Source organism: Fimbriimonadaceae bacterium, from assembly GCA_019638775.1.
GTDB lineage: Bacteria > Armatimonadota > Fimbriimonadia > Fimbriimonadales > Fimbriimonadaceae > JAHBTD01.
This window is the reverse complement of record JAHBTD010000023.1, coordinates 1-14,037: the sequence shown is the minus strand read 5'-3', so window position 1 is coordinate 14,037 and position 14,037 is coordinate 1. Positions and strand designations below refer to the sequence as shown.

Annotated in this window: 8 protein-coding genes; 7 read left to right on the top strand and 1 reads right to left on the bottom strand. The window is 58.4% G+C overall.

Features of this window, described 5'->3' with window-relative positions:
• The first annotated feature begins 44 nt into the window (after positions 1 to 44).
• The 7 genes from KF784_17955 (at position 45) to KF784_17925 (ending at position 13,490) form a co-directional block, all read left to right on the top strand.
• A complete protein-coding gene (locus tag KF784_17955; protein ID MBX3120946.1) occupies positions 45 to 1,277 on the top strand; it encodes a tyrosine-type recombinase/integrase in 1,233 nt (410 codons plus the stop codon).
• Between the two features lie 149 nt (positions 1,278 to 1,426).
• Entirely contained in the window at positions 1,427 to 1,786 is a 360-nt protein-coding gene (locus KF784_17950) for a hypothetical protein (protein ID MBX3120945.1), read from the top strand.
• A 506-nt stretch (positions 1,787 to 2,292) separates the two neighbouring features.
• On the top strand, positions 2,293 to 5,733 hold the full coding sequence (locus KF784_17945) for a hypothetical protein (GenBank protein MBX3120944.1): 3,441 nt from the start codon (positions 2,293 to 2,295) through the stop codon (positions 5,731 to 5,733).
• A gap of 15 nt (positions 5,734 to 5,748) precedes the next feature.
• A complete protein-coding gene (locus tag KF784_17940) occupies positions 5,749 to 11,709 on the top strand; it encodes a VCBS repeat-containing protein (protein MBX3120943.1) in 5,961 nt (1,986 codons plus the stop codon).
• Between the two features lie 812 nt (positions 11,710 to 12,521).
• A complete protein-coding gene (locus tag KF784_17935) occupies positions 12,522 to 12,806 on the top strand; it encodes a type II toxin-antitoxin system mRNA interferase toxin, RelE/StbE family (GenBank protein ID MBX3120942.1) in 285 nt (94 codons plus the stop codon).
• Positions 12,790 to 13,113, top strand: coding sequence for a HigA family addiction module antidote protein (locus KF784_17930; GenBank protein MBX3120941.1), 324 nt, complete (start codon positions 12,790 to 12,792; stop codon positions 13,111 to 13,113). Before KF784_17935 ends, KF784_17930 begins: the two co-directional genes overlap by 17 nt.
• Positions 13,110 to 13,490 carry a hypothetical protein gene (locus KF784_17925; GenBank protein MBX3120940.1) on the top strand — a complete coding sequence of 127 codons (381 nt, stop codon included), beginning with the start codon at positions 13,110 to 13,112 and terminating at the stop codon, positions 13,488 to 13,490. Before KF784_17930 ends, KF784_17925 begins: the two co-directional genes overlap by 4 nt.
• Before the next feature lie 242 nt (positions 13,491 to 13,732).
• Here the strand turns inward: KF784_17925 and KF784_17920 are convergent.
• On the bottom strand, positions 13,733 to 14,037 hold a 305-nt coding region (locus tag KF784_17920; protein MBX3120939.1), incomplete at its 5' end, for a tyrosine-type recombinase/integrase.

Here is a 14,037-nt window from a genome sequence, read left to right as displayed (position 1 = left end):
AACCTTTGACGAAGTAGTATGGATAGGCTACTATGCCGACCTCCATGCCGAACCGAGATGAGAGCGAGACCGTGGACGAGTCCGATGCGATGCCTGATGGTGGGTCGCCAATGCCCATGCCACCGCGTGAGATTGGGGAGGGGATCAGGAACCCGGGAATACTCCGGCCTGGGCGAGGCGGCGATCGCGTGCATCTTCAGGCCACGTTCTACCATTACCTGCTCTTTTGTCAGGCAAACAAAGCGGCGAGTACGCACCGAATCTACCAATCCACCCTCTGGGCTTTCTATCGCTGGTGGAGGCAAGAACGGCCAGATGAGACGCTTGGCCCCCCACTGCTCCATGCCTACAAGCTTTGGTTGTGTGAGAGTCGTGATCAGGGGCAAGAACGATTGCAGGCACGGTCGATCAACAACTACCTCGCGGCGGTCCGGGCCTTCTGTCGATGGATTCACGCCCGATACCCGCTCAGTTGGGAGCCCGGCCGGGAGATTCCGGACGAGCGTGTCGACAATAAGACCTATCAGCGCCTCCCACTCAGCCCCACGCAAGTCACCACATTGATCGGCAGTTTCGATGACTCCCTTATCGGACGGCGCGATGCCGCCATGACCTATCTCATGGCGAAGACCGGCTTGCGCGCGATTCAGATCCAGCGGGCGGATTGCGGGGACCTCGAATGCCTGGAGATCCAGATACATCAGGGAACGGATGGTACAAAAGGAGTCAGTCGCGAGAACGTCATCCGAGCACAATGGATCTTGCGGACTCAAGGAAAGGGGCAGAAGACGAAGGAGAGTTTTGTGAATCTGATGCCTGAGGTCTACAACCGGCTGCAACGATATCTGGAGGCTCGCGGGCCGGTGTCGCCACGAGAACCGCTATTTGCCCGGCATCATGACAAGCTCACCGCGCATCTTCAGCAGGCACGGTCGAAACCGGGTGGAGCGGAGAGTTCAAACTCGGCGCCGAATGAGCGGTTGCGACTTACGACTCGCGCCATCCAGCTTCGAATTACGGAAGCCATGACCCGCTGCGGGCTGCGGGATGCCGCGCGACCTGGCGAAGCGTTACCGCCCGAAAGTCGCCGCCGGCGGCAACGACGGGTGACGCCACATAGTCTCCGTCATACGGCCGCGACGGAAGCCGCTCGAACCGAATCACCGTTCAAAGTCCAAGCCATGCTGGATCACAAGGACATCCGCACCACCCAAAAGTATTTTCACGCGATTGATCGGCTGGAGGAAGGCGCGGAATACGCCATCACGCGATATTAGTCGGCGAAACGCAGCTGCCTGTCAGCGTACGCTCTTTGGCCCTGCTAATTGATCAGCCGGTGTCCAAAACGCAGGGGACTTATCTCGTCGCTGTCTGAGATTTCGAAATAATCAGACCTTCCTTAGTCAACACCCATCGCCATCGGTTCGTGAGCGAGGCGGAGAGCGCCCGCAATCGCACACAATCGAAGGTCCGCACGAAAGTCGAACATATGCTTTTGGTGACCAAGCGGATCTTTGAGTGGGCCAAGGTGCGCGCCGGCGGGCTGGCAAAGAATACGTACTGGATCTGGGTCGCCTGCGATTGGGCGAATTTCTACGTCGCAAGGCGGCGCCTGTTGACGGTGGTGTCGCCAGTGGGGAAAGGACCTGCACCGGTGGGCCGCCCGACGGCGGACGAATCCCAGAGGCCGTTCCCGGATGTTCTCCTTCCGATCCTGATTCGCCTCGATGACCGACTCCAGAACAGATTTCTGAGCACAAACGTGAATTCATCGGACCTTCCCTAAGTCTGACAAACCATCCGTCGGAACGATCAACCTAAAATGTGAACTTGCGTTTTAACTCCAGGCGAAATACCTCAGGTCCCGAGGGACTACGGGGACGTGTGCCGGGATGAGGGTAGTAGGGCCACGATCTCTGGTCATTGGCGCAGCCAGGCCGCGAACGTATTGGACCACCTCTCGTGAATCAAATTGGGTTCACCTCATGAATCTCTTTGGATACACCCGTCTGTGGTCAGGAGCTATGCGTAACAGGTGTTTTCGTACTCTGTAAAACGTATCACGCTGAAAGTATAGAGATTAAGGCTGCCATTCGATGCTTCTGTCCGATATTGGCACGTCGCATGCACGAGACCAATGCAGAATCACGCAAGAGAGAGTCTAACGCGTGGACGACTCCTGCCAGATTTAGGTGCGGCCAACGTTCATTCGGCTGGTCAATCGTGGTTGACCAAACAATTCGATAACGTTTGGTTACCTATTTCAGCTTCTTGCATCAAAGGGGGTTTGCGATGGAACCGCACTATTTTGCAGAGAATCGTTACTCGTATATCGGTGTTCGTCGGCCACCAGCCAATGTGGATTACCAGGCCGACAGCCCGGAGACGCAATTTGAACGGCGCGTGCAAAGCCTGTTCAACGAAGGCCAGGTGCATTTGCAGCACGAGGAATATGCGCTGGCGCTGGACAAGTTCAAAGAGTTGATGAGTTTGATCTTGGTCACGGCACATCCCAGGATGCCGATCAACCCGATCTTCATCGATATCCTCGACTTCCCGCGCGATATCGCCTTAATCGACACGTTCTCCGCCAAAGCCGCCGACATTCTGAAGAAGACGCCACTGACACGGTATGACTTTCCACCCACGATTGTGAGTGAGCAGACGACGCTGCCGCCCGCCGTGATCGAGAAACTCAAATCTGCCTTAGAGAGTGGTTTGCAGATTACCTCATTCCACAATGTGGTAGGCGATCGGGTAAAGGCTGCGCTAGACGCCGCCGAGGACAAAGAGTGGACACTGGCGGTCAAGCAGTACCAAACCGCCTTGCAGCAAACGCCTGCCAACGATCTGGTGATGCGCGCGTCGCTGAGCCACGACCTGGCCGTGCTGTTTGAGAAGGCAGGCAACAAAGGCCAGGCGATGGAATTTAGCCAATCAAGCGCTAGACTATTTGCAGAATCCAAGCAAGTGGACGCTCAGGTGCAGGCGTTGGACACCGCCGCCGGCATCTTCACCCGCGCCGGGCAAAAGCCACAGGCCGATGAGTTTGCCAAGCAAGCCCGCGCCCTGCGCAATAGCAACAACCTCAACCCGGTCTTCATCCGCCCCACCAAGACGCTGACTGACAAGCTGAGCGGCGGTAACTCGCCCATCCTCAAGCGCGGATTGGGCATCCAGGTTGATCGCCCTATTAGCCCGACCGTGCTTCAACCAACTGCGCTTCTATCCACCGCCGATGCACCCACGCTGATGGCATTGACGTATGTGTCCACAGCTGTGCCGCAGAAATCGTATTTGGTTCGAGGCGCTGCCGAGTCGGCCAATATTGTGTTGGATGCCAATGCGACCGCCAACGTCAAGAATTTTCTCAGCGTACTCACCAACACGGTTGATCTGCAACTCATCACCGGGTTTATCGCGACGCATACGCAGTGGGTGGCCTATTTACCGCACATGTACTTCTACGTCATCCCCATGTCTATTGGCGATTGCTTTGCCGGGATGGGCACCCCACAACTGGCCGAGGCGCAATACAAGCAGGTGTTGGCCTACCCATTCATCAACAAACGCTACGAACTTCCCAAGTTGTGGACGCGCCTGGCACAGAGTTATCTGACGCAGGGCGACATGCTGTATCGCGGGGCCAAGGACAACATCGCTGGGTTTGCGGCGGCAAAAACCGTCTACGAAAACATCGTTCTCACCAACAAGACGCTCAAAGTTAACTCCCCGTTGTATCAAGATGGCAAATTCTCCACCATCAAGACGCGCGTCACCAACTTTTTGGCTGCGGCAGACCCAGCCACATTCAACGATAACCCGACCATCCTGATTCTGGTGTTAGAAGCGTTGAACAAACTGCAACAGATCGCAGCGGGGTTGAACTTTTTTGGCTTTGCGCCCAACTACGTCCCACCCTTCAGCTTCGAGTATTTGCAAAACACCGCGCGCTACTTTGCGCAGCAGGCCTCGCAAATCGAGCAGCGCTACATTCAATTCAAAAATCAGGCCGAGAACGAGGAATTCCGCCGTGAGCAGTTGGACCAACAGGCCGAGGTCGCCCGCCAAACCGTGGTGCTGGAGCAGCGCGGCGTGGCTGAGGCCCAAGCGGGCATCAACGTGGCGCAGGCTGGCCTGAACTACGCCGAGACCCAGCGTCAGAACGCCGTGGCCGCGCAAACCGCTTTCAATAATGTGCGCTGGGAGTTGCTGGAGCTATCGGAGGCAGAAGCATGGGCGGGTGCCGCCGCCGTAGACCAAGACGACGAAGTGAAGCAAACCTGGAACGGCAACTACTACAACGCCCGGGGCAAGCGTCGTTCATTGGTCATTCAAGATTTGGCCTATCGCCGCACGCGCATCTCGCATGATCTGGAGGCTGCAAGGTTGCAACGCGATATAGCATCGGCCAACGCCTACAAAGGCATCGCCCAGGCGCAGATCGGGCAAGCCCAGGCGCGCAAAGCCATTGCCGAGCAGCGCGTAAAAATCGCTCAGTTGCAGCAACGCTTTGCCGAGGAGAACCGCGACTTTTTAGACATGCGCGAGTTCAGCGCCAGCCTGTGGTACGAGTTGGCGCAGCAAGCCAAACTCATCAAGCAACGCTATTTGGATATGGCGACAGAGGTCGCTTTCCTGATGGAGCGTGCCTACAACGCCGAGACCGAGCGCAGCCTGCATGTCATCCGCTACGACTACAGCCGCACCAGCGCCAAAGACCTGCTGGGGGCCGACATGCTGTTGGGCGACGTCGACTACTTCACGCTGGATCATATAACGACGACCAAGACCAAGAAGATTCCGGTGAAGAAGACGATCAGCCTGGGCGATTCGTATGCGATGGCGTTTCAGCAACTCAAGACGCAGGGGCGGTGCTTCTTCGTCACCGAGTTGGCGCATTTTGACCGCGAACACCCCGGCTTCTACCTCGCCAAACTGCGCAACGTGGAGTTGGTATTTGTCGGCATCACTGGTGCCACGTCCATTGCGGGTACGCTGCGCAACATTGGCGTCTCCAAATTCCGCAAAGAAGATGGCACAGTGACCTCACGGCTGTATCCATCGGATGTGATGGCGCTATCGCAGTATGACCTGCGCCAGGATGCGCTGGCCTTTCGCTTCAACCCCAACGACCTGCGCCTGTTCGAGAACAACGGCATCGAGACCATGTGGCAGATCGAGTTACCGCTGAACGCCAACGACTTCGACTACAGTGAAATTCTGGATGTGCAACTGGTGCTATATTACGACGGCTTCTTCAGCCCCACGCTGGAGCAAACAGTCAAAGCCGCGTTACCCATCAAAGACACAGCCTCGCGCGCCTTCTCCATGCGCCTGTCCTTCCCCGATGAGTTGTTCTACCTGAAGAACAAGGGCGACGCAGAGGTGGTTTTCGATGCCGCTATGTTCCCGCGCAACCAGACCAACTTCAATCGCAACCAAACCACGCTCAAGGTATCAGGCAAGCCTGCGGCCATCAGCGGCCTCACCCTGCGGCTCAAATCCAAAATCCACGGCACGGAGTTAGTGTTGAAGACCGATGCGCAAGGCTTGATTACTGACGTTGCACCGCAACCGCTGAACGCGCTGCGCAATCAAACCCTGCTGGACGAATGGACGATCCGCATCACCGTCGACGACAACCCGACCCTGGTGCAAGGCGGCACCCTCGACCTCAGCGGCATCAGCGATGTGCTGGCGTTCTTTGAGTACGGGTTTGACTACCGCTAAGAACTGGAAATGACCATGTCAACTGGAGCCAAACAAGCCATCACCTCGCCACCCGCAGGCACAGGCAATGTACCAGGGCTGGGCGAGGCGTTCACCATCAATCTAAGCACCGGGCAAGGCGTGTATTCCTACAAGCTGCCCCTGCCCGACGGTGTGGCCGGGCACACCCCACGCCTGGCGATGGAATATGCGCACGGGCAAGGCCACAGTCCGTTTGGGTTTGGATGGCGATTGGGCGTGCGCGCAATCGCCCGACGCCTGGACCTTGGCGTACCCAACGAGGTCTCCCCAGAGCGCTTCACCGATTCGGGCGCAGAGATTGTGCCGATGGTGGATGGCAGCTATCGCGCATTAGCCGAAACCGCTTTCTCGCGCTATACCCGCATTGGGCAGGGCCACAATTTGGGCTGGAAGATTGAGGACCGCAACGGCGTGATACACGAGTTGGGCCAATCCGCCGACTCGCGCGTGGCCGACCCAGTTGACCCCGCACGCATCCACGAGTGGATGATCGAGCGCACCATTGACCCCTCCGGCAACGCCATCACGTACCGTTACACCCAAGACGCGGGCATGACGTATTTGGCCGAGGTGCGTTACGCCATTTACGCCGTGCGGCTGGACTACGAGTCGAGACCCGACGCGCGCAGCGATGCTCGGATGGGGTTTGTGCGCCACCGCGCCTTGCGCTGCAAACGCCTTGCGTTGTTCCTCGACCCAGACACGCCCAACGAGCGATTGATTCGCTCGTGGACCGTGGGCTACGAGCCCGATGCCCTGAGTGGGCTGTCGCTGCTGACCTCGGTGCGGATGACCTCACACGGCGCAGCACAAGATGGCTCGCAAGATGTCCGACGGCCAGCGACCAAATTCGGCTACACGCGCTTCCAACCCACTCAGTACGCCATCAATTGGATTGACCCGCCCGAGGAAGGCCCTCAACCGCCCCCGCTGAACGAGGACGATGTGGCGCTGGTCACGATGGACAACGCGCCGCTGCCGGGCGTGCTACACATTCGTAACGGGGCGCAGTATTACTGGCGTAACCGAGGCGACGGCCGTTGGAGCCACCCTGTGCCATTGCAGCGCATGCCACACATTGGCTCGCTTTCGCGCGAGGGGCTGGCGTTTCTGGACATGAACGCATCGGGCACCGCCGATTTGCTGGTGGCTGGCAATGACAAATTGCAGGGCTACTATGAAAACGGCGGTCGCGAGGGCTGGTCGCGGTTTGTGGCTTTCCCTCGTGGGCAGCGCACGACGCCAACCTGGCGTTCGCCCTCGCTAAAGCTGGCCGATTGCAACGGCGATGGCCGCATAGATGCGCTGGCTAACATGGGCCGCGCCATTGCACTGTGGCAAAACCAAAGCGAGCGCGGCTGGGCCGAGCCGCAATTGATCTTCAACAGCGAAAACGTTCCCAGCCTGGCCGACCCCACTGTGCATCTGGCCGATATGACCGGTGATGGTTTGCAAGATGTGGTGCGGGTGCAGTCTGGGCGGGTGGAGGTGTGGCCGAGCCTGGGGATTGGGCGCTTTGGCCAACCCATGCAGCTACGCAATAGCCCACGCCTGCGCGATGCCTTGCGTCAGCCACAAAGCGTGCTGCTGGCCGACCTGAATGGCGATGGCTGCGCCGATCTCGTTCACTTCACGCCCGAAGGCATCGAGATTTTTATCAACCAAAACGGGATGCAGTTTGCGGATGCGATTTTGATCCGCGATGTGCCGCCGCCCATTTCGGGCACGGTGCGTGCCGCCAACATGCAGGGGCAAATGGGCAGTGGGCTGGTGTGGAACAGCTATCGCGGGCGGACGATGGCGTACGTGCAATTGGCGTTTGGCAATTCGTTGCCCTATTTGCTCACCACGGTCGAGAACGGGTCTGGCCTGGTGTCGGAGTTGTTGTATCGCTCGGCTGTGGAAGACTTTGCGCGTGACGAAGCAGCGGGCGAGTTGTGGGACACCCACTTTCCGTTTCCGTATCTGGTGGTGGCGGGCACGCGCGAGCGCGACCTGGTGAGCGGTCGGAGCACCGCGCTAGATTTCAACTATCACCAAGCGCATTACGAGCCGAACACGCGCCAATTCCACGGCTTTCGGCGCAGTGAGCGCATCGAACGAAGCAATGGCAGCCTCAGCCGCGCCGATGTTCGCATCGTCTTTCACTACCTAATGGGTCAGGAGCGCTTGCCGGGCAACGGGCTGGAACACGCTGCGCTCAACGGCATGTTGCACCGCAGCGAGACCTATAGCCTGGATGGCTCACCCGATCAAAACAGGCCGTATCGCACCGAAGTCTCCGAGTATGGGCTGAGCGTATTGGGGATGTTGCCCGACGGCCGCAAACGCTCGTTCGTGTTTGTAGCCAAACACCGCCTGGAGGACACCGAACGAACCAACACCGGCGACCTGCGCGGAGAGGAGAAGACCTACACCTACGACGCAAACGGCAACGTGACAAAGGAGCAGCATCGTGGGTATGGCACGCATGCAGGCGTAGCGCAGCCCGAACGTAAACGCACTAGCGAGATCAGCTATGCCAACAGTACCACAGCCTGGTTGTTGGACCGTGCTTCGCGCATTGTGGTGCGCGATGAAGCGGGCGCGTTGCTCTCCGAGACGCGCCGTTATTACGATGGGCCAGACTTTGTGGGCTTGCCCCTTGGCCAGACGGTGCGCGGGTTGCTGAGTCGCGAAGAAGCGTTGGTGTTGCTCCAAGCTGAGTTCGACGCGCACTACGCGGGCATGAATGCCGCAACCCTGGGCTATGCGGCAAGCAACGACGTGGACGGCCATCTTGCCTTGTTCACTCAGACGGGTCGCTGCGCCTACAACACGCATGGCGTAAAGACGGCAATCCAGGATGAGTTGGGCAACACATCTGCATATGAACACGATGCCGACCAGTTGTTTCGCATCAAGTTGACCGACGCGGCAGGAGTGACACAGTTTGCGTTTGACCGCGCCATCGGCCAACCCACTCGCATTGCCTACGCCGATGGCACACAGGCGCAGTTTGCCTACGATGCACAAGGGCGTGTCACCGCTACAGCGCTGCCCGGTGAGTCGTTGGCCGATGCGCCGCGCCAATACCGTTACGACGACGCCAATGTGCCGCACGCGCGCATCGCGCAATTGCGGTTTGCGCCCGGCGCGGCTGGCCTGGCGCAAGCGGTAGCCTACTTCGATGGCGGCGGCAAAGAGGTGCAACAGCGTGCCGAGACGCAAGGTGGGCAATTCGTGGTGTCGGGCTGGTGCGCCGCCAATGCCTGGGGCGAGGCCGAGCGCGAATACGAGCCCACCTTCTCCAACAACCTGGCCTTTGCCGTGCCAGACTTAACCGCCAAGCCGCACCGCGATACGTTTTACGACGGGCGCGGGCGAGTGGTGAAAACCGTAAACTACAACGGCGGCGTTTCGACAGCGGCGTATTTTCCGTTTGAGGTGGTAACCCGCGACGCCAACGACCACGACGCTTCGGCGGCGAATGTGGCGCGCGGGCAGTTCAACACGCCTCACCGCGAGCTGTTCGATGTTTTTCGCTACCGCACGCAGGTGATTGAAGATCTGGGCAATGGCGCAACGATGACAACGCGCTATAGCGTGGGTGCGGGTGGCGAGGTGTTGAGCGTGAGCGATGCGAACGGCGTGATGGCCACATATGAGTATGACCGGTTGGGCAACCGGCTGAGTATTCAGCAGCGCGATGCAGGGGCGCGGCGGTTGTATTACAACGCGCGCAAATTGATCGTGCGCACGCTGGATGCCAACGGCAACGACATTCGCGCAATGATAGATACGCATGGGCGCATCACCCAACTGGTCAGCGGGGGCATAACGCTGGAGCGATACCGCTACGACGACCTGGCGCAACACGCGTTTGGGCGCCTGGCCGAGGTGAGCTATGTGGGCGGCAGCCAGAAGTTCATCTATAACCCGACCGGCAGCCTGGTGGAACACGAGTATCGTTTTGATGGGGTAGCCGCGAGGCACACGCTGCGCCACGAGTATGACTTGCTGGGGCGCGAAGTGGCTGTGCAACACCCCGACGGTACACGTCTCGCAAGAACGCTGACGTCGAACGGGTGGACACAAGCCATCCCTCGCTTTGTGAGCAACGTGCGCTATGACCCGCGCGGGTTGCCGGTGCAGGTGACGTATGCCAACGGCGTGGTGCGCGACATGCAGTACACGCCTGGCCCAGGTCGCATCAAAACCCAAACCACGCGCAACAGCCAGAACCAGATTTTGGAGAGCAGTACCCTGGACTTTGACCAGATGGAGATGCTGTTGAATTGGCAGGACAGCGCGGCGGGTGGCGCAGGGCAGCGCAGCTTTTCCTACGATCCGCTGTATCAAATCAAAGGTGTGACGACGATTGAGAACGGCGCGCCAGTGAGCCGCAGCTATGACTACGCCAACCACTACAACCTGACGCGATTTGACGAGGCTGGCTGTGTGATGCACTACGACGATGCCGCGCACCCCGACCGCGTGGCTGGTGTGACACTCAACGGTGCAGCGCGCGTGAATGTGACGTATGACACCAACGGAAACTTGCTGAGCTTGCCCGGCAAGACGTTGGCCTACGACGCCAAGAACGAACTGACGCGCTTTACCGCCGTATCCGGCCTGAGTGCGACCTATGCCTACGACCACACCGGCCAGCGTGTGAGCAAGACCGTGGACGACGGGCATGGGCATGTCTCACGCACGTTGTTTGTGGGCGCACTGGTCGAAATTCGCGATGACAAACCCGCCTACTTTGTGCGGCTGGGGCATTTGCGCGTCGCCATTGTGTTCGATGGCAATACACGCTTTGTGCATGATGACTATCTGGGCAACTCAGCCTTCTTTACGGATGGCGCAGGCACCAAGATCGCGGCGATTGTGTATCACCCGTTTGGCAACGTATTTAGCAGTTCGGGCAATGTGGATTTCCGAACCTTCGGCGCGCATCCGTTCGATGCCGAGTCTGGCTTCTTCTACATGCGCAAACGCTATTACGCACCGGAGATCGGGCGCTTTTTGACGCCCGACCCGCTGGCGATTTACCAGCCGGAAAAATTCTTGAACAACCCGAAGGCGCTGCACCCGTTTATCTACGTCGCCAACGATCCGCTGAATAAGACCGACCCAACCGGCCTCTCGTTTTGGAGCGTGCTGGGCGGCGTTGTGGGTGTGATTGTGGGCGTGATTGCTGCTGTGGCGATTGTGGCCCTCACGGTGATGACGGCAGGCGCGTTTGGTGTGTTTGTGGCCGTGCTGGTGGGCATAGGCTTAACAGTAGGTGCGTTTGGGGTGATGGTGGGCTTGTACGCCATCGCCAGCGCAACGGCGGGCACCGGCTTTGGCGACTTTATGCGCGGCTTCTTGATTGGGATGAATGCGGGGTTGAACGCCGGTTTGGCCACCGCCATCTTTGGGCCGTTTGTGGGTGTGTCGCTGGGCGTCATCAACTTTTTAGCCGTGTTCGATGGCGTTGCGCAGAACAGTTTTTACCAGGGCGTTTTGGGCTGGGCGAGTTGGCTGATGCCGATGTCGTGGTTGGCGACGGGCGTGGGGCTCATCTTCTTCGTCGTCAACGTCGTGATGCACTTCTTCACAGTGACTATCCCCGGCTGGTTTGGTGGCAGCGGTTGGGATGCTGCGCGCATTGACCACATCAGCATTGATTGGGGCACGGGCATCATCGTGATGGGCGGCGGGTTGATTGAGCCATCAGGTGGTGCGGATGGCTTCAACCTCGGTAACTTCGTCTTCCTGCGGGAGGGCGCGAGCGGCGATGCAGGTCTGGTTCGCCATGAGACCGGGCACGGCCTAAACGTGGCGGCCTTTGGCGCGTTATTCCACTATGTGGGCGCATTGGATGAAAACCCACCGGGTAACCGAGGACATGATGCCTTTGCAGAGAGGCTGGCCGAGAGCCACTCGAATCGGCCAGGCAGCCCAACTGTTCCACTGTGGGGATAAGGGCCAAGGAAAAGAAGCAGAATAGTGCTGGAGATCTGCAACGGCTTAGTACATACGATTTGAAGTGCGAAGCGATGCGCTGCATTCAGGACCAGACGTGTCCCTGTAGCAAAATTGGACTTGGAAAAAACAGGAGGCAGTTGAGACCACCTGGGGGAATACCTCCCGATTGTATCGGCGATGAGCCCTGTGGTGTGTCTCCCACGATGCCAGTCGGCTCAACGCCGGTCGATTCTCGTCGTCGGCAATGAGAGCCCAGCTCGCGGATCACGCGCCTGGTCTTGCTGGCGCGAATGGATGGACCGGATGCCTGGAGTACCTATCAAGGGTTCACCAGGATATTGTGACAGGCGCCCGCTCCATTGCGAACAACGCTGACCTATTACGGGGCAAAGAAATGGTGGAGCACACGCGCTTGGCCCAGCGGCTTGCGATCCAGATCTTTTTGCCGATCCGCATGCGCCCGTGGCAACGCGGGACCAACGAGTATACCAACGCGTTGCTGCGTCAGTACTTGCCCAAGGGGACAGACCTGTCCTGCTATACTCTGCGATAGTTGAGCGCCATTGCCTATCGGCTGAACACGCGCCAACGAAAATGTCTCGACTTTGCGACCCCGCTGCAAGTCTATGCGCACGTGCGCTATCATTCGCCCGTTGCACTTGGAGCTTGAAACCGCTCGTTACTAGGCGGCAGGAACCATAAGAGCAATCCACGCTGGGTAGCTGTTTCCTTACATCCACTCCTGCTAAGAGTTCATCGCCGCGCCAGCTCAATATTGACATGTGTAAGGCAACAGGCTACAGTAAGAAGTGAAGATTACGAATTTTTCCCATAAGGGATTGAAGAAACTATATCTCGAGGACAAGGCCAAAGGTCTCCCTCCCGATGCGGTGGATAAACTCCGCGCCATGCTGTCCTTTCTACAGGATATGCGGGAGCCGGAGCATTTACGCGCCTTTCCTTCATGGAAAGCCCATCAGCTCACCGGCAATCGCAAAGGCGTCTGGAGCCTGCACGTCACACGCAATTGGCGTCTGACGTTCCAGATTAAGGACGGGGAAATTGTGGAGGTGAATTATGAAGACTATCACTGAGGGGAAAGCTATGCGGATGTTGAAGCCGGTCCATCCGGGCCATTTTTTACGATCGGAAGTTATCGAGGCTCATCATCTGTCTGTGACGGAAGCGGCTAAGGTGCTACGTGTCTCGCGCCCGACCTTATCGAGTTTGCTCAATGCCAAGGCGGATCTGTCGGGTGACATGGCGTTGCGCTTTGAGAAGGCCTTCGGAGTCGATATGGAGACGCTCATGCGAATGCAAAATTCCTATGACATCACCCAAACGCGCAGTCGGGCGAAAGACATTCGCGTTCAGCGCTATCAGCCAAGGCCTGCCGCGTGAGTGACGAAGACGACGCCTTCAACACTATCACCAGGGGCGAGGATCTTCCGGATCCACGCTTGCAAAGTTTCGCTGTGGTCACGGCTATTGTGCCTGGTGAGCGTCCTGTGGTGAGGCTGTCGCGTACGATCTTTCTTCCGGAAGAAGAAGGACAGACGGCGGATCGAGGATGGATCGGTCCTGCGCGCGTCCTGCACGTGGTTCGTCATGAAGGCGAGATCAACCACCATGTGGAGATGGCTGAGTCGCTCGTCGTTGGTGAGCGCTATCCCATTGCGGTAGATGCGGAATTCCGATATGTGGAAGCGGCGGGACGCTATCTGGCGGCAAAGATTTTCATGGAGATCCTGCAAAGAAAACCAGAAGATTATCAATGAAAGGCCGCGGCTGTTCCGAGTTGTGAAGGGTCTATCACGCTCTGACCGACCAGCGGTGGTGCGTTCGTTCGCTCCTGCCTTGGCCGTGGGGTGCTGGGTACGCCGCCAGAAAGCATTCTAGGAAGGTCTGACTCATTCACGGTTTCACTTGGCAACCGGTTCCTGGGTTGGTCACCCGGGGGAAGTCGGTGGGTAGAGGCTGTTCCGAGAGCCTTTTGGCGGGTGCACCGCCATTTCCGTAACTACTGAATATCGTCCAGGTAGCGTTCCGCCCCAAATCGTATGCGGTTGACCTGGTCAATGAGGACCTGGGTCGTCTGAATGGATTCATGCCGCATGGTCCTTTTGAGCTCAGACGGGCTCGCCCCTTTCCGATAGGCCAAGGCTCCGCCCGACAGCCGGAGTGACAGGGCGGTCACATGGGGTTGGGCAAGGCCCGCTTCTTTGAACCCGGCCTTCAGCTGCTTCCGCATCCCGCGTGTCGTCATGCGCTCCCCTCGGGAATGCGGATGATGATTCGTGAACAGCGGATCTTGTGACGGGAAGT